Genomic DNA, 18,176 nt, shown 5'->3' on the forward strand with positions numbered 1-18,176 from the left:
GAGTAACAATATGCGGAAGCGGCGCTCTTATACAATGTGTATACCAGAGCGATATGGAGAGGATGACGAAGCAATGAAGCAGAAGCAATTTATAATGTCACAATTAAACATTTGATTTGTACCGAATTCGAACTACTTCAAAAAGACAGTCCGGAACCGCTACTTACGGCCTCCAGACTGTCTGGATTCATGACTATTTGGAATCCTTAATCTCGCTGCCCGCTACCGCCGCAAACCGTAGCCGAAAAGTTCCTTCCGCTGCCGGCTCGCGCGCCTTCAGCTTTAATCTATATACCGAATCTCCCCATACCGACAACAATTTGGAGTCTGTGACATGTACGTGCTCCACCTCAGCCGTCAGCCGGCTGCTGTCGTATTGAAGGCGCAGCGTTTCGCCGATTTTATTAATAAGCTCGATACGCCCTCCTTGCCGCACAATCGGCTCCTGCAGCGTTAGGCAGTTCAGTACAAGATTAGACGTGGCGGCCGACAACCGGAACGTGTCGTTCACTTCCACCACCGCGTTCCCGTGACTTCCGCGCTGCAAGCTGATCGTGCGCCTCCATGAGACAATGCCGGCTTCTGCCGGATAAGCCGGCGCTATATTCATCGTCACGGCAGCCATATCGTCATTTGCTTCGTACGATGCCTCCGTCGCCCGAAATGACGCCCCCGCCATCTGCTGCACCCCGTTCACGGTAGGAACGCTATGGTAATCGGACTGCATCGTCCAAATTTCGTATCGTCTGGGGCTGAACGTTTTGCTCGTATAGTTCTCCACTCCCGCATCGATCAGAAACGGATGGCCGTTGTAGTAGACGATATAATGGCCGATATCGTTATGATTATGACTCTCGTTGTTGTGTCCGCCTTTTGCCGCGACGTATAGGCCGGATGGGCTTCCCGCTTGCTCTCTGGCCGCGAACACCTGCGTGTCCGCCATCCAAACGTCCCTCTCGTACGGTGCGGCGGCAGTCGTTTCAAGCAGCGTTTTGGCGTCGAACAGCTCGCCCAGTATCCGGAACGGCGACGCGAACGATTCGCGCGTAATCCCGTTCATTTGAAAGACACATACCCCCAATGCAGACATTCTGCTGTCGCCGATCCGCTTTCCGTACCGGTATACGACATCCGCCGAAATTTTCAATCTGGCGTCGCCATCCGCATAATTCACATAATAATTGCCGTCAATATGCACCCGATAAATATATTTGCCGATCTGCTGAACGAGCGGTTCTTCGAAAAAGCTGAGTTTGCCGTCCGACGCCAAATAAAGCAACTCCATACAATCGAATAGTGATGCGCCCGCCCTGCCCCAATAACCGGGGCCCTCGTCGCAGCAGCCATCCGGATGATACACGTCCATGAAAAAATCGAGACTTTTCGCCGCTTTGGCTACCGCACGACTGCGATCCGTCTCATCCTCCTCAAGCAGGATGAACGCAGCCAGGCAATTGGATAAAATCCAAGGGTTCCAATTGTTCACCTTCCTGCCCGTGAATCCCATCCACCAGAAATCGTCGCGCTGCAGGAACGGCTCCAAAATGCGCCGTTTCATTTCATATCGAATCCGTTTAACGACCATGGCGCTTTCCTCGTCAAGCCGCTCCTTCAGCAAATAGACGGTCCATGCCAGCAAGCCGCCTGTTTCGGCGGCAAATAAATCGATAACTTGATCCGCCACGTCCGGCAGCTCGGAACCGGCGCTGCTGCGCGATAAGGACATGTGAGCCGGTATTACCCAATACGATTCCTCGCATAGGCACCAGAGCCCGTTGATCAGAGGCTCGATAAACCGGCCTTTGCCTTCTATGCATTCGCCGATCAGCAGCTCGGTAATCACCCTTCTGCGTTTGAAATACAGCTGCTCATAACGGGAACGGTTGCCGTTACGCACGTAGTCCATATACCTGACAGCAGGCAAGGCAGGCCATTCATAGTCGACGCTTTCCTCAGCCCAAGCCAGCCATTTGCTTGTAACCTGCTCCGGAAGCGAGCTCCATGCCTCACGATCGGCGAATTTCGGGAACGGATGAAAGCTGGATGCCGGCAGCAACAGCTCTGTAACGGTCCTTTGATCCAATCTTTGATTAAACAACTCTATCATCCCTTTCGCTATAAAAACAGCTATCGCTTCCTTACAAATCCTTACCACCCATCATATTTTAATCTTTGGCCTCTGTAAATAAAAAGCAGCCCCCGCGAGAGCAAGGGCTGGCTTGTATGAAAGCTGGTATTATCCTTTGATCGAACCTGCCGTCATCTGCATAAACGATTTGTTGGCAAACACGTAAACGAGGAGTATGGGCAGGATCGACAAACAGGCGCCGGCCATCATATAGTGCGTTTGCGCAGCCGCAGAAGCGCCGTAGCGCAAGTTGGACAAGCCTACCGTGAGCGGCTGCAAATTCGGCTGGCTCATCGTGAACACGAGCGGCATAATGTATTCATTCCAGGCCGCACGGAACGTAAACAGCGCCGATACTCCCAGCCCCGGCCCAAGCAAAGGCAGGATGATCCGCCAATACGTGCCCAGCATCGAACTGCCATCGATTTTGGCGGCCTCGTCCAGCTCCCGCGGGATTGCCCTGACGAAGCTGTACAGGATGAAGTAAGTGGCCGCGTGGGCGCTGACCAGCAAAATAACGACACCCCACAGCGATGTTTGCAAGTGCAGCGTGACCATGAGCCGGAACTGCGGATGCAGCACCAGCGGACCGACAGAGATAAACATCGTGGCCGCTTGAATGAAGACATACATCCGTCTGCCCGCGAATCGCAACCGCTCCACGCCGTAGGCAGCCATCGAAGCGACGAGCAGCGTTCCCGCTGTCGTGGTTATACTGATAAACAAGCTGTTCCACGTATAACGGGAAAAATTGGCCGTCTTCCATGCCTCCACGTAGTTGGAGAAGTGCCAGGTCTTCGGCAGTATGGTAGCGCCGGCGGTCAACTCGGCGTTCGTCTTGAACGAACCGAGGATGGCCACAAGCACCGGAAATAGCGTGAGAAACGCCATAACCAACAAAAAGATCCATAGAAAGATCGTTCCGGGACGTAGAAAGACGGGAACCACGCCGCTTGAAGCGCTCGGCTTGGGCTTTCCCGCAGTTGCTTGCTGCATGATCCATTCCTCCAAGAAAAAAACGGTAGATAGACGGGATTAAACGTTTTGATTTAATTTTCTGGACATATAAAAGTACAGGGCTGTCACGCCGCCGACGATTACGGCCGTCACGAAACCGACCGCGCTGCCGTAGCCGATCTGCTGCTCCAGTACGCTGCTGGCCGATGGCGTCGGGAACAGGAGACGATACAGGTACAGAAACATCACTTCGGTTTTGCCAATCGGCCCGCCGTCCGTCAGCACCATGATGCTTTCATAGCTTTTGAGCGAGTTGATGATCGCCAGCATGATGACCATCTGCAGCACCGGACCGAGCATCGGCACCGTGATGTACCAAAACTTTTGCCAGGCGCCCGCGCCATCCAACTCCGAGCTCTCATGAATGTCATGCGGGATGTTCTGCAAACCGGCGATGAATAAAATCATATAGTTGCCGATCGCTCCCCATACCGCGATGAGAATGACCGTCAGCATGGCGTACTTCGGCCCCAGCCATTCAACGCCTTTGTCGGTGATACCGAGCTTGATTAGAAACTGATTCAAAATGCCGTTGTACGAGTTGAAAATGATGAAAAATACAACGGAAATCACCGCAGAGCTGATAATCGTCGGCAAGAAATAAATCGCCCGCAAGAGCTGTCGCCCTTTGATCGCACGATTGAGGATGACTGCCAATAGGAGCGCCAGCGGCAGCGTCAGAATCAGCTTCCCGCCCGCATAGACGAATGTTTGGACGACGGAATTCCACAGCAAATGATCCGACCATAAGGTGCGGAAGTTGTCTAGGCCGATGAAACGGGGCGTTCCGTACCCTTTGTAATCATAAAACATGTACCGGAACACCCAAAAAATTGGATATACCGTAAACACGAGCGTCAAGAGAAGACTGGGCAAGGTGAAGAAAGCACCCGCCGCATTCGTTCTCCATTGTTTCATGGGTCCCACGAACCTTTCCCCGAAATTACGACAAAGGGTCAGAAGCCACTTCTGACCCTACGCCTTGACGAGCTAATCTTACTTCACTAACATGTTTTGTAAATTTTTCGGATCGAAGCTTGGATCAGGCTTCACATCCACTTCCTTGGCGGCAATCGCTTTGTCGAGCGCCTCGTTGTAGCGCTTGTTCAGATCGGCGATGATTTTGTTCAGATCGCCGCCTTGCAGCATGTACTTGAAGAACGCATCCTGGTATTTTTCGCCTTGTACGGCTACGGTTGGCTGAATCGGCCACGCGCCGTCGTACTTTGTCGGAACAAAAAATTCGAAGCCTTTGATATCCGCTTTTTTCGCTTTGCTCAGCACCGATGGCACCATCGAGATCCCGAATCCTTTTTCATGATAATCGAGCATGATTTGCTCGCCGTACATGTAATTCAAAAACTTGGCGGCTTCTTTCTTATGCTTGGAGTTTTTGCTGATGCTGAGCCACTGGCCGCCTAGGAAGCCGGATGCGCCGCGCGCGGTTCCATCGAACGTAGGCACCTGCGCCGCCGCCCAGCGGATTTTGGCCGGAAACTGGTTCTGGTAGACGCCAGGCTCGGAAGAGAATGAGATGTACATGCCGATTTTGCCTTCGGCAAACTGGGCGCGGAGCGGGTCGATGTCAAGCGATTCCATGCCCGGCAGGGTGCTGCCGTCGACTTGCATCTGTCGGAACGCTTCGACAATAGGCTTGAATCCGCTTACATCAAACCGGCCTGTTTTGAAATCGAAGCCGTAACCGCCATAGCCGTTCAGCTCGGCGATCGCGCGCGCCGAACGGTCGAAGGCGCTGGCCGGGCTCTTGAAGTTGAGGGCGAAGCCGTAAGCTCCGTCCGCTTTGCCGACGGCCGTAAGCTTCTTCGCCGTTTCAACCATTTCCTGCAGCGTGCTCGGCGGATTTTTGATGCCGGCCTTCTCGAACAGATCCACGTTATATACAAGCCGCATCGTGTAGCCGTAGTTCGGGAAACTGTACATTTTGCCGTCAAACAGGTTCAGGTCTTTCAGCGGCGTGAACTTGTTTTTAAACTCGGCATTAAAATAATCGTCGAGCGGCTCCAGATAGCCCTTTTTGTAGAACGTCTGGATCGTGTTCTCTTTAACGCGAAAAATGTCCGGCGACTGCGAAGAGGCAAAAGCGAGATCGATCGCCTGATTGTACTCTTCCGTCTTAATAACATAATTGATTTCAATTCCGGGGTTATCGGCTTGAAACTTGGCGATTTTTTCTCGCGTGTAGTCGGCGTCCGTACGATCAACCGACCAGAATTCCAGCTTCACCTTATCTTCCGAACCCTTTTTAGTTGCGGACGCGGAATCGCCCGGGCTTGCGCCGTCGGTGCCACCACTGCTGTTGCAAGCGACCAGCGCCAACGTCGTCAGAACGCTGAGTCCCATATACCCAATCTTCTTTTTCCTCATGCCGAAAATCCTCCCTTTCGTTCGTTACCCGCGCTGCGGTAATATCATGCGGGCCCCCTGAAGCATTTGCTGCTTACTCTTCCAGTATGAAGCCTGGGACACCGACCGTACATGCGGCACGACCAACATCCAGGGTAACAAAACGACGAAGTTTTCGCTTACGGCCCGGCCTTCCCCAAGTATGCCTGTCTGAACTCCGACGGCGTCATGCCGGTCACCTTCTTGAACACTTCGCTAAAGTATCGCCGGTGCTCGTAGCTGAGCGCATCGGATATTTCCTGCACCTGATAGTCTTCGATCAGCATCTGCTTGGCCCGTTCGATCCGCTCTTGCGTGATGAACTGTTGTACGGTCATGCCGACGATTTTCTTGAACACGTTGGAGAAGTAACCGGCGCTGAGATTAGCTTGTTTGGCGCACTGTTCGACGGTAAGCGGCTGCTTGAGATTGTCCCGGATGTACTGCATCGACTGCCGGACGATTTGTTCCGACTCGCTCGTGCGCTGCATCTCGATCCACTTGCAGCCCTTGCGGCAAATATCGCCCAGCAGCTGCCGCAGCTCTTGCATCGTCGGCTCCGCCGCCTTGTTCTCGCGAATACGCTGCTCCAATTCCCGAACTTGCTCATAAGGGAGCTTCTCCAGCAGCACCCGCAGCATCATAATCGCCAGCTCGTAACAAACGCTGATCATATAATCGGGCTTTGGCGTCCCGGTGAATAAATCGTTTAACAGCTGCGTAAGCAGCACCGAGCTTTTTTCGAGGTTCCCCGCACGCAAAGCGAACAGCAGCTCCTGAGCGGCTGCCGGCGCGAAGCGCGGCGGCTCTTTATCAGCGCCGGCGATATGAGCGAAGCTGAACGCTCCGTTGCCTCCGGTGTAGAAATGATAGGAAAAGGCGTGCAACGCTTGCTCGTACGAATCCGGAAGCTGGCTTAGATCGTCCGCAATCAAGCCGATGCCGATCGAGATGGTGAAGCGGGTATACAACGCGATATGAGCGCAGCAGCAATCGGCGATGCGGCTGGCCAGCTCCGGATCGTCACAATTGAGAATACAGGCGTGGCGACTCGCACTCTCCCGGAATACGACGCCTTTCGTAAATGTGCCGATCGTTTCCTCGAGAATGTTTTGCAGGGCAAACCGGATCAGTTCCACTTCGTGGATCGGCAGCGCCGCGTAGTTGCCATCGAAACGATCGATTTCCACAATCATCACCACGAGCTGCACGGGTTCCAGCGGGATTTGAAAATACCGCCAACGATTCTCGGCCTGCTCAGCGTTTGTCCGGTGATGAACGAGCGTGTTTAAATATTCCTGGCGCAGGAGCGGCATGCTTTTCTTCAGCCGTTTCTCCATTTCGTGGACCTCGATCAGGCTGCGCCGCTCTTCTTCCCACGCCTCCTTCGCTTTCAGCACCACTTTGACGATTTCCGCGCGCGAGAACGGCTTCTTCAAAAAATCGAACGCACCAAGCCGAATGGCTTGTTGCGCATAGGCAAAATCGGTATAACCGCTCAAAATAACGACTTTGCAGTGCGGGTCCAGCTTCATGATGTGAGCAGTCATCTCCAGACCGTCCATTCTCGGCATCCGAATATCCGTCAATACGATATCCGGTCGCGTCTCCTCTACGAGCCGCAGACCGTCGACACCGCTTCCGGCCGTACCTGCAATCTCGATCCCGTATGACGTCCAATCGATCCGGCTCGTAATCATCTCGACGACGCTGCTGATATCGTCGATCACGCATAGTCGAATGTGCCGTTCAATCATCTGCGCCTCCTCCTTCCGTTACCGGCAGCCGCAGTACGACTTCCGCGCCGCGGCCCGGCTCGCTGTATAGATCCACCCGCGCTTGTTCGCCATAATACAATTGCAGCCGATGCGCTATGTTGCGCAGAGCATAGCCTTTTTTACTTGTGGAGGCATGGTGCATGTTGCGATATACCTCTTCAATGTTCATGCCGCAGCCGTTGTCCTTGACCGAAAGGACGAGCTGCGCCACCTCCACATGAATGGCGATGTCGATGTGCCCGCCGTTTTCGATGTTTTGAAAGCCATGGACAATCGAGTTCTCGACAAGAGGCTGCAGCAAAATTTTCAGTACGCTCGACGACAGGTTCACCCCGCTGCCGATCTCGAGACGGTAATCGAATAACGTGTCATAGCATTTATGCTGGATCGCCAAATACATCTTCATATGGGTAATTTCATCTTCCAGCGTAACCCAATCGCGGCCGCTGCTAAGGCCGAGCTGGAACATGTGGGAGAGCGAAAGAATCATGTCGTTCACGTCGTCGTTCGCCCCGAGCTCCGATTTGCAATAAATCGTATTCAGCGTGTTATAGAGGAAGTGCGGGTCCATCTGGGCGGTGAGCGCTTTGATTTCCGCTTTCCGCTTTTCCCTTTCCCCGTCCGTAACGTCCTGGATCAATCGTTTGATTTCGTCCAGCATGCGATTGAAGCGAAATCCGACCTGGGCCACCTCATCCCGGTAAGGGCTGGCATAACGCACGTTCAAGTCGTTATGCTCCACCCGCTTCATCAACTCCTGCAGCTTGTATAGCGGCTTGAGCAGCAGCCTCGTCAGCCCGTTCGACATGAACAGGGAGAGCAGCAGGCAGCCGAACAGCGCGTACAACGTCGATCGTTGGATGCCGTTGACTTGAGCGAGCAGACGCTCCTTGGACTGGACGCCAAGTAAAATCCAATTCTCGCCCACTTCCATTCGCGCGTAGTTGATGAGCGATTCGTTGCCATTCAGCGGATAAAAAAAATAGCCGGCTGTATCTCGGTACAGCCGTTCGAGGAAGGAAGACCGCCACTTGGCGTCGGTAGCCGCATATAAAGGCAAACGAACGATTTCCTGTCCTTTTTCGTTGATGAACATATAGTTCAGTCCAGTCTCGGTCGTATCCTGGTTGTCCGCAATCAAGCGTAACAAATCGTTTTCCTTGACATTAACAATGATGTAGACGTTATAATCCTGATTCGGTATTTCCCCGATCGGGCTCAGCACGAGCGATATGACCTGCTCCCGATTCGAGAAGAAAGCGTCTTCATGGCGCGGCACCCAGAAAGGCCGTTTCTCGATTTTGGCCTGCCGGTACAAGTCGCTGTCGTAGAACGAATGATTCGTGAGGCGAATCGAAGTCGTCGGATAAAAGTCGCCGATCGGAGTGGCGATCAGAATCGATTGGATGTAGCTGTCGTAGAAACTGAATTGCGAGAACACCTTCTGCAACAAGGTTAAATGCTGGTAGTACCGGCTCGTATTCGCCGAAGCAACATCATCCATCATCTCTTTGAACGGATCGCTCATGGTCAGCGCCATCATCGAGACGGTAATATTACGCAGGCGCTGATCGACGACCTGGGCCGTCTTGTTGATCGTATCTTCGCTGAGCCGGAAGGCGTTTTTTTGCACGACCTTGGCGGCGATGAAGTACGAGATCGTCCCATTCGCGCTTACTGCCAGTGTGATGAGCAGAACAATCGCAAGCCAGATCCGGCTCCGAAACGACAATCCGTAGAACCATGCTTTCATTCGCATCGCTAGTGACCTACCCCACCGCCGCACTCAGCACCGCCTCGATAGGACTGCGGTCGTCGACGGCAGCATCAGCACGTGGCCTTGATTGGCGTAGCCCTTGAAAGCGACAAGTTGTATGTTAAAGGAGAGCCTCATTCGAAGACGTCTCTATATTTTTCGATAAAGTACTGGTTCATCCACTTATTTACATCCCAAACATCCGTAACGGGCTGTTTTGTAAACGGCAGTGTATGCATATAACCCGGCGGGCCGAATTCCGGTGTAAACGTCATGGTAGCATAGCCATCCGACGCGCGTCGCTTGCATATTTCCAACCACCAATTGACGAACGCTCTGACTTCTCTGGAGTATTCCGGCGCCCGCGGATCAGCGACTTGTGGCCCTTCCGCGTATCCAACACGCCCGTGAATGTGAATAGCACGATCAAGCGCAATCGACATATTCTCTGATTGATCCTGGAGCAGCGATTCGCATACGCAGCACCAATGGCTAAAGTCTGCCGTAATTTTCAGCTCGGGAAATTGGCGCAGTAGCTTCGAGGTTGCCCATGGCGTAAACATCGCTCTTCCCCTATGCGTTTCATGAGCAACCGGAACAGAAATTGCCTTCTCGACGGCAATAGCTTTCTCAAAAAAGTGCAGTTGATCCTCGTAGGACATGCTATCCTTTGCGCTGTGCGAAACAATCTTTACCGGATTAAATTCCGCTGCTTGTCTAGCAAGCGATTCGAATGATGAAATATGGTCATCCCGTGTGACGATCTGTGCAATAAAGGCAAGGTTGTATCGCTCAAGGAGTTCGCGGAATTGCTTCCATTTATCTTGTGACGGGAGCGTGAATTCGACTCCCCCGTACCCGGCCTCCGCGATTTTTTCCAATTTTTCTTCCAATGTTCCAGTCATATCCCACAATGATTTAAAGCTGAGTAATTGCAATTTTATAAATCTCCTTCCTAATATGAGTCGGCGAACGGATTGGCGGCGATGTCCTTCCACAGGCTAGCCAAAATGAAGTCTCCGATAGTATAACTGCCCGTCCATGGGCATTCTCATCTTTTCTTTCGATTTTATTAGCTTATCTTCAGATACGATGATCCTGCGCGTCAAAAAAGAATATAGGATCAACGGCTCCAGGGGTTCAGCGGAATCATCCAGTTTATTTCTGGTAGGATGAGGTATAGAACATTATTGCGAATATTAGGAAACATTCTCATGAAAGTACTAAGCTTTGCAATCAAACTCCATATTTGTTGAAAGCGAATACAATATATACTGGTATTGTGCTGAAAGTTGATGAACCAGTAGACGGGGTCTAATCATAGTGGTAGCTATACCTGATGGTTAGGAACATCAAAAACAAGCACACTTTTTAATCACAATACTATTATATGGGGGAGAAAAAAGCATGATGAAAAGTAGATTTACGTATATGGTAGCGCTTCTCTCTGCGGTGACGATTACTGCGACGGCATGCGGATCAAGCGGCGGCAGCGGTACGAATAACGCAAACATGGATAACAAGACGGACGGGAAAGCGGTGCAGCAAACGCCCGACTCGCAGAAGCCCGCAGAGCTTTCGTTTTATTTGGGCTCGATGAGCAAATTGGAGTTCGAGGAAATCTACGCTCCGCTCATCAGGGATAAATTTCCAAACTACAAACTGACTGGCGTGGAAAGCAGCAATAGAATACCCGACTTGATCGCGACAGGGAACGTTCCCGATATTATTATCAGTACGAAGGGAGGCATCCCTTCTATGATGCAAGAGTACGGCTTGGAGCAAGATTTGACCGAGTTGATCAAAACGACTAAGTTCGATTTAAGCAGAATCGAGCCCGCCTTTTTGGATACGATGAAATATTACACGAACGGCAAAATAATCGGTATTCCGATCAACGCCGCGTCATTCGCTCTTCACTACAACAAGACGCTGTTCGATAAATTCGGCGTCGCCTATCCGAAGGACGGCATGACATGGGATGACACTTACGAAATCGCCCAAAAGCTGACGAGAAATGAAGGCGGCGTCCAATATCGCGGATACAGCGAGCGCTGGCACCAAATGTTTATGGAATTCAACCAGTTCTCCCTGCCTTATCTCGATGCGAAGGAGGATAAAGCGGCGGTCAACACCGATCAATGGAAGACGCTGATCAATGGATTCGTCCGCTTCTACAAGCTGCCCGGCTTGAAGTTTGACAGCAAATCGGGTTACACCGAGGAGGACTTGAAAGTATTCGCAACCGGTACCTCCGGCATGCAAATATTCGCTCAGCCCGATCAGTTCAAAACGTTCGAATGGGATATCGTCTCCGTTCCTACCTTCAAAGAAAAACCGAATGGCGCCTTGTGGGGAAGCCCGCGTTTCTTCTTTATAACGAATACGAGTAAAAATAAAGAAGCTGCGATGAACGTTTCTGCATTTATCACGTCGGACGAAGCGCAGTTGAAGCTGACCAAGAAGGGATTTGCGCCGCCGCTCGCCAAAATAAGCGACGAAATGAAAAATTCGTTCCACGCGGATAGCCAATTTTACAAAGGCAAGCACGTCACTTCGTTCTTCTATAACAAACCGGCTTCAGAGCCGCCGGCAAGAACGCCAGGACTTCTTTATTACTCCAAAGCGCAAGCAATCATGATTGCCGAAGTCCAAAAAATGTTTACCGAAGGTATGGAAGTCGACGTCAATACAGCGCTGCGAAATGCCGAGGAATTGATCAACAAGGGGATCGCGGAGCAAAAAGCATCGAAAAAGTAATGGAGCCAGCCAAACAAGCAGACCGCCGAACGTGGGCGGTCTGCTTGTTTGGCTCGGGAACTTATTTCTTGGCGGAAAGCCAGTCGGATGCTGCTGAGCATATTTCAGCGTCCGATAGATAGTATGGGGAATATGATCGTGATTCCCATTCATGATCTTCGCTTTTTCGAGGACTTGGGTGAGCTCTTGATGGCCCCGTTTTTACTCGACTTGCTTATTTCCTGTAATGACGTTGTTTGTTGCACTGCCGCCGAGGCGAATCATCTTTGAAGGAGGAAGTTTTTGGATCTTATTATTAGAGATGATATTCGAGCTGGCATGGTCCCGATTGCTTTCGCTGCTTCCGAAAGAGTAACCTTTATCGAGCTCGCAATAGTTTTTGGCTCCATCACGAGAGCTGAGCCAGATTGAGGGAAGCTTGCCATTATACTTGTTGTAGTAAAAATAATTAGTAGAAATGACATTAAAACTCGGTGTTTGATGGCGAATCGTCCCACCCTCCCCACAATTTCTATAGAGGAAGATTCCGCCGTTGTTCAGTCCAAAAAATTGATTGTTTATGATCTGATTATTCGCTGAACCGTCGATGGCAATCACTTCACGACTCTTTGTTGTGACATTAAACTCGTTGTTTTTAATGGTATTATAGGCGGATTCGGCATCGAGATAAATGACGACGCTGCCGCTCGTTCCTTTAAACACGGAGTCGAGAATTTTGGAATAGGTCACCCCTGGAGAGAGGTAAAGTGGAATTCTGTTTTTGGAATGGATGGTGTGATTGTTAAATTCAATGTTTCTCGGAGCCGCTTGTTGGGCTCTGGCCGTGTGATCGCTGGAAAGCGACGATAGTAAAACGTTTTCGGCCTCTCCATTTGGTCCAAGTCCCATCACACGTATGGAACCTTCAATGATGCAACCCGATATCTTTATATGTTCAGGTCGTGAATAAGTGGAACCGTTTTGGATGGACTTGACGGTGATCATGTCTTTTCCGTCATTGACTCCATCATTGCCTTTCAGATTAGCCTCATTGCAGTTCAACGTCAGATTGGAAGCTCCGGCTCCTTCATAAACCAGTCGCTTGGTGATGACGTCGCTGGGCTTCAGGTTAAGATTGCAATCCACGCTGACAAAAGCGTTTGAAGAAGTTGCTGGCGAAAGAATGTCCTGAAGTTTGGATGCGGAGCAGGCATTGGGGTCAGAACTTGAACCGGAACCGGAATCCGATCCGGAATCCAAGCCAAAGCTCGATCCATAAGTTGAACCCAAACCTGAGTCCAAACCCGAATTTGATCCTGACACCGCTCCGCTATCGCTGTTTTGGGCTTCCAAGCCTGTTTCCGGATAGACCTCTTCGGAAAAATGGTTTCCGTTTCGGTCTTCATAAGGTGAAATTTGTGATTCAAAATCGCCGCCGCTGCAGCTTTGAAAAACCAGGGCCAAGGAAATGCCGATGAGGAAGACAGGCAATAATTGTGTCCTATTCTTCATGCTTTTTTCCTTCTCCTCGTGCATCAGATTCAAAAACAAAATTCGGTAGACTCTGACGAAATCGTCTCGCATCCGTTGAATCGCGCAAAATTTTGAAAACAATTGTTCAAGGCTGTTCGCAGTTGCTTTGTTGGCTTTATGCCGTTCTCGTACCAGATATTTTTAACAACGAGCGTCCCGGATTTTCGCTCCGCGATTACCTCGGCTCGTCCGACGAAGCTTTCTCCATATAATAGAGGCAGCACATAATAGCCGAATTTCCGTTTGATTGCAGGCGTGTAAATCTCCCAAGTGTAATCGAATTCAAACAATTCGTTGATCAGTTTTCTGTCCCATATGAAATGATCTAGTGGGGCAATTAGCTCGCAGCGCCATTTCGGTGCCGGGTTTTGCAGGACGGCTTCAATTAGCGGCAAATCCTCCGCGCGGCAGTACAGTATATCCTTCATTTGTTCCACGGCAACAGCAACAATGCGAGCCTCGTGCAATAGCTTGCGAAAAACTTCGTTGCGCTGCTCCGCTTTCAATCCCCATATGTTCAGCCAGGCATCGGATGCGCGATTCCATAAAAGGCCAACAGCGCCGATTCGACGCAGTACCCGCCACTGATGATGCTCAAGCTCGCCCTCCAGCGGCTCCGGGGCATTCAACAGATTAGGCTGTATGTACTTCCCGGCGATATCGTAATATTTACGCGTTCCTTTTTTGTGATGAATAATCAACTCGCCTGTGGAGTACATCTGCTCCAGCACCGACCGGGATGAATTGTTTCCGCTGCTCCAGTGGATGGCCGATTGCCAGGTGAAATTTCCATCCAATTTTAGATCATCCGAACTTATCGCACCGTGATTTTGGATGTGGGCCCGCACTTGCTCTGTCAACGTTCCCATTACGGGATAGCGCTTGGCATGTTGCCTTGCAGCCTGCCTGTACCTCTCAAAGTACGGCCAGTCCTCGACAGGGATAATAGCCAGATTCTTGTCCGGGTAATCGACCAGGAATCTATCTTTATACAGCAACTCGTCGAGCATGTTCTTGGTAAATCCTTTGACCCGTGACTGCAGTACCAGTTCGGCGTTTTTTCCGCAGACATCGATGGGATCGTATTGAATACAGCCGACCTGCCGCACAAAATCCAATACTCCCTGCTTTCCGGTAAACTGATATTCGCCCAACAGCCCGTGCTTCAATAACAGAAATTGCCGTGCCTGGCGGTTCGTCAATTGGATCATGTATGCATCAGCTCCTTAACGAAACAAACGGGAGCCGCTTGCACATGATGATGGATCGCGAGGCTGCTTCCAATAACCAAATATTGCTCTTTTTCAACTATTTCAATCATGCCTATTCCCCTATCCGTTGGATCATACATAAAAACAAACGCATGTTCCCATAAATTTTACCATTGTCTGGAGCATAAAAACAGAGCTATTGAAAAATAACTGCCCGTTAGCGTAGCCAAGCTGCCAATCCAAGTTAGCAGCCTCGCCATAGCTATCGTACTTCGTCGAGTTGAGTAAAGAGTAGTCACAAAAATTCCTCACACAACAATTGCCCATTTCCGCTCGTTGGGTGGCGAGACTGGGGCATCTGATACCCACTTTATGGGTGAATAAATATAATAATACCAATTATCCACAAACTCTTAATTACGTCTATTTCAATAAAGAAGTTGGGTAAACTTAAAGTTTTTCTTACTATCTAAAATGGATAGAAATCATTGGAAGTCCGTACAAAAACAAGCTGATACCGGTTTAAGACACCGGCATCAGCTTGTGAGTATTTTGACGACAGTACGTCGACAGCTCTATTCCCTATTTTCGCACAGCTTCTATAACGATTTGCCCCGCTCTAGTTGGCCGCTTTCCGTAAGCACAATCGGCAAGCAGTGGAATGAAAAACCGCTCCGACCCAACCGCACCTTCTTAGCCTCGGTCCAAAGTGTTTGCCTTATTGCATCTGCTATTTATTTGCCGCTTCAGCGGTTTCGATTGTTTTGTTAAGCTTCTCGTCCTCTTCCCGCAGTGCGGTGTTGACGTCTTTTTGTCCGGTAATGACCGCAAGCATAGCACTCGCGATCGCGGCCGCGCCTTGAGCGTTATATTTGCTGTATGCAATCGGGCTCGGTGATTTTTGGGCTGTGACGGCGCTAATATTTTTCCCTTTCCAGTCAACCATGTCGCTCGCGAAGGCAGATTTGACGGCCGGATTTCTCAGCGGAGCCAGAAAACCGAGCTTGGCCGCCCGTTCCTTCTGCACTTCGTCGCTCAATAGCTGCGCGATGGCCAGAAAGGCTTCATCCCGGTGTTTGCTCGTCGAAGGGATCGACAGGACGACCGGATAAGGCTGAGAAGCCACCCCGCGCAAGTCGCTCATTTCCGGCAGGCTGACGGCATCCCAATTTGGGACGTTTTGCTTGATCGTAGCGGCGAACGAATTGTAAGCCACGAACATCGCAGCGGTCTGCTCCTTCAAGAACATATTCATCATATTCGCGCTGTTCATCGTCTCAGGAGTAGCGTCGTAACCGGGTACGGTATAGAACGGGATGAAGGTTTCCATATGCGATTTCCAATCCTCGGTCATAATCGCCGACCGGTTCGTCTTGGTTTCTATGTAGTTCAAGGAGCGCTGGTTGGCGTTCACGACCGTGACTGGCGGTGTGACGAAGCCGCGGTAGCTGACTCCTCCCTCCGTTCGGGTCATCCGCTTTGCAACATCAAGCAGTTCGCCCCAGGTCATCCCGTTTTTTGGAAAAGGCACGCCGAATTTATCGAACAGGTCTTTATTGTAATATAAAACGAGCCGAAGATCGTACAGCGGCAAGGACGTCAGTTTGCCCTCCTCCATTTTGCGCATCATTTCCAGCGGCTCAGCTTCAATCCGACTCAGATCGAAATTATGTTTTTTGACCAGATCGGACATATCGCTCAGCAGCCCGTTCTCCTTGACCGACTGCAACGAGGCGAACGACGCCAGCATCACGTCGAGGCTCGTCTTCGACATGACCATGTTCGCGAGCGTATTCTGCTCTTTATTGACGAGCACTTGAAACGAATAATTCGGATATTTCCGCTGAATCGGCTCCCCGTATTGCTGTATGAAGGCGTCGCCGACAGGCCCGTCGGTCGGTACATGGTACCAGGTCAGTTCAACCGGCTTCGCTTCCACTTTGACTGCTTGTCCTCCGGACTTCGCCGCATCGTTTCCGTCTGTTTTTCCTGCCCCGCAGGCCGCGGTCATCGCCGCCAGCGCCACGATTGCGATTACGTTCACCGTTTTCTTTGTTTTCATCCGGTTTACCCCCTCAAATTTATCGTTTCGTCTCAAATTATAGGGTGAGGGTGCAAAAAATGATTTACCCGCCGGGTCGATAAATGTACCAATTTGGACGGAAAGCGTTATAATAGACGATACAAATCATCCGGCGCATGCAAGGTTCGAAGCGCTTGGAAAGCGGGAGAAGCGATGGAATATCCGAGATACGAGCTGAAACGGGAGCTGTCCATAGACAAAATAATCACATTCAATTATCGACGACTGAAGAACGGGTATCGCAGTGTCGGAGAACAGCATGATTTTTGGGAATTCGTTTACATCGATCAAGGGCGCTTCGAAGTGTTTACAGAAGTCGGACAATACGAGCTGAATCAGGGAGAACTTATTTTTTACAAACCGAATCTGTTCCATGTCGGTAAAACTCGCAGCGGCGAAACCCCTACTCTCCTCATTTTGGCGTTCGAATGCGCAGCCCCATGCATGAGCTTCTTCGCCGATCGCACGTTCCGATTGGAGGAGCAGGAGCGGCATTTGTTGTCCCGTCTGGTCCAAATCGGCAAGGAGGCATTTAATCCTCCGGTTGACTCCATCCGTATGCTATTCCCTAATCGTCTGGAAGAAGCGAAATTCGGAACCGAACAGTTGATCATTAATTATCTGGAAATTTTTCTGCTCGAATTGATCCGGGGCGGCTCGACTCGGCGCGACAGCGTGAAACCGGCATCCGTCATCCAGGAAAACAAACAAGTCCGTGAAACAATGCGGCTGATCGACTATTTGCAATGCCACATCGCCGCGAGCGACTTATCGATGGAGGCGATATGCAGCGAGTTTGCAATCGGCCGGACGCAGCTGAAAACGATGTTCAAGGCGCAAACGGGCAGCGGGGTCATGGAGTATTGGAAGCGTCTGAAAATCGAGAAAGCGAAAAGCATGATAGCAGACGATCAGCTGAATTTCACGGAAATCGCCGAATATCTCGGCTATGCAAGCGTTCACGGATTTTCCAGACAGTTCAAAAAAATAGCGGGCGTCACACCGTCGGAATATGCCCGTTCGATCGTCGCCCGTTTGGAGAAAAGCATTCATATCCGATAACCGGCACCGCCAACTTCCGCTCGCATATGCAACCGCTTACTTTGACGAATTTTGGATACGCGGCTTTATCTCCTTCTCGGTAAGAAGCCCTTCTTCAACAGAAAAAACCGCCTATTGAATCGCAGAGCGCCAAGGTTAGATCTAACATTCCTTCCGTTCAACAAGGCCGCCGGTTCATACCGGCAGCCTCGTCAACTTCACAACTTCTACCTGTTCTGAACGTAAAGAGCTGCCACCTGTCGAACACATCTGAAGATACGCTAACTTTTCCGGATGGAAAGATGAGCGTCTGCCTCACTTGATTTGCTACAGTAGTGTTGTACCTATAATCGATTGGTGGAGGCGTTGTTCATGCAGCAAAAAGAAAGTTTGCTAACTCCGGAGGATGCGGTCTATTATAATCAAAACGGTTATTTTCTTTACAAAAAGCCGCTTTTTTCTGAACAAAAGTTGAATCAGTTGACGA

General features: G+C 50.6%; 12 protein-coding genes. 2 read left to right on the forward strand and 10 right to left on the reverse strand.

Annotation, left to right across the window (positions count from 1 at the left end; all coding sequences use genetic code 11):
* Positions 1–193: 193 nt before the first annotated feature.
* The 7 genes from IDH45_RS27230 to IDH45_RS27260 all read right to left on the reverse strand — a co-directional run bounded on the left by IDH45_RS27230 (position 194) and on the right by IDH45_RS27260 (position 10,020).
* On the reverse strand, positions 194–2,098 hold the full coding sequence (locus tag IDH45_RS27230) for a heparinase II/III domain-containing protein (RefSeq protein WP_190931302.1): 1,905 nt from the start codon (positions 2,096–2,098) through the stop codon (positions 194–196).
* Between the two features lie 138 nt (positions 2,099–2,236).
* Positions 2,237–3,019 (reverse strand): carbohydrate ABC transporter permease, encoded by a 783-nt coding sequence (locus tag IDH45_RS27235; protein WP_223837005.1) that lies wholly within the window; start codon positions 3,017–3,019, stop codon positions 2,237–2,239.
* A gap of 144 nt (positions 3,020–3,163) precedes the next feature.
* The gene (locus tag IDH45_RS27240) at positions 3,164–4,063 is read right to left on the reverse strand and encodes a carbohydrate ABC transporter permease (protein WP_190931304.1); all 900 of its coding nucleotides are present in this window, start codon (positions 4,061–4,063) and stop codon (positions 3,164–3,166) included.
* 78 nt (positions 4,064–4,141) lie between these two features.
* A complete protein-coding gene (locus IDH45_RS27245; RefSeq protein WP_190931305.1) occupies positions 4,142–5,530 on the reverse strand; it encodes an ABC transporter substrate-binding protein in 1,389 nt (462 codons plus the stop codon).
* Positions 5,531–5,688: 158 nt separating this feature from the next.
* The gene (locus IDH45_RS27250) at positions 5,689–7,305 is read right to left on the reverse strand and encodes a response regulator (protein WP_190931306.1); all 1,617 of its coding nucleotides are present in this window, start codon (positions 7,303–7,305) and stop codon (positions 5,689–5,691) included.
* Entirely contained in the window at positions 7,298–9,085 is a 1,788-nt protein-coding gene (locus IDH45_RS27255) for a cache domain-containing sensor histidine kinase (protein WP_190931307.1), read from the reverse strand. The genes IDH45_RS27250 and IDH45_RS27255 overlap by 8 nt, the downstream gene beginning before the upstream one ends.
* Positions 9,086–9,216: 131 nt before the next feature.
* Positions 9,217–10,020: a sugar phosphate isomerase/epimerase family protein gene (locus IDH45_RS27260; protein WP_190931308.1), complete on the reverse strand. Its 804-nt coding sequence runs from the start codon at positions 10,018–10,020 to the stop codon at positions 9,217–9,219.
* A gap of 469 nt (positions 10,021–10,489) precedes the next feature.
* Between IDH45_RS27260 and IDH45_RS27265 the strand changes: the two genes are divergently transcribed.
* Positions 10,490–11,842, forward strand: coding sequence for an ABC transporter substrate-binding protein (locus IDH45_RS27265; protein WP_190931309.1), 1,353 nt, complete (start codon positions 10,490–10,492; stop codon positions 11,840–11,842).
* Between the two features lie 201 nt (positions 11,843–12,043).
* Here IDH45_RS27265 and IDH45_RS27270 read toward each other — a convergent pair whose 3' ends face one another.
* The 3 genes from IDH45_RS27270 to IDH45_RS27280 form a co-directional block, all read right to left on the reverse strand.
* Positions 12,044–13,333, reverse strand: a complete 1,290-nt coding sequence (locus IDH45_RS27270; protein WP_190931310.1) for a right-handed parallel beta-helix repeat-containing protein — start codon at positions 13,331–13,333, stop codon at positions 12,044–12,046.
* A 29-nt stretch (positions 13,334–13,362) separates the two neighbouring features.
* Positions 13,363–14,565 carry a winged helix-turn-helix domain-containing protein gene (locus tag IDH45_RS27275; protein WP_190931311.1) on the reverse strand — a complete coding sequence of 401 codons (1,203 nt, stop codon included), beginning with the start codon at positions 14,563–14,565 and terminating at the stop codon, positions 13,363–13,365.
* A 730-nt stretch (positions 14,566–15,295) separates the two neighbouring features.
* Positions 15,296–16,627 (reverse strand): ABC transporter substrate-binding protein, encoded by a 1,332-nt coding sequence (locus IDH45_RS27280; RefSeq protein WP_190931312.1) that lies wholly within the window; start codon positions 16,625–16,627, stop codon positions 15,296–15,298.
* 174 nt (positions 16,628–16,801) lie between these two features.
* Between IDH45_RS27280 and IDH45_RS27285 the strand changes: the two genes are divergently transcribed.
* Positions 16,802–17,710 carry a helix-turn-helix domain-containing protein gene (locus IDH45_RS27285; RefSeq protein WP_190931313.1) on the forward strand — a complete coding sequence of 303 codons (909 nt, stop codon included), beginning with the start codon at positions 16,802–16,804 and terminating at the stop codon, positions 17,708–17,710.
* The last annotated feature ends 466 nt before the right edge of the window (positions 17,711–18,176 follow it).

Origin of the sequence: Paenibacillus oceani, from assembly GCF_014705615.1 — a bacterium.
In the GTDB taxonomy this organism is placed as follows: Bacteria; Bacillota; Bacilli; order Paenibacillales; family NBRC-103111; genus Paenibacillus_AB; species Paenibacillus_AB oceani.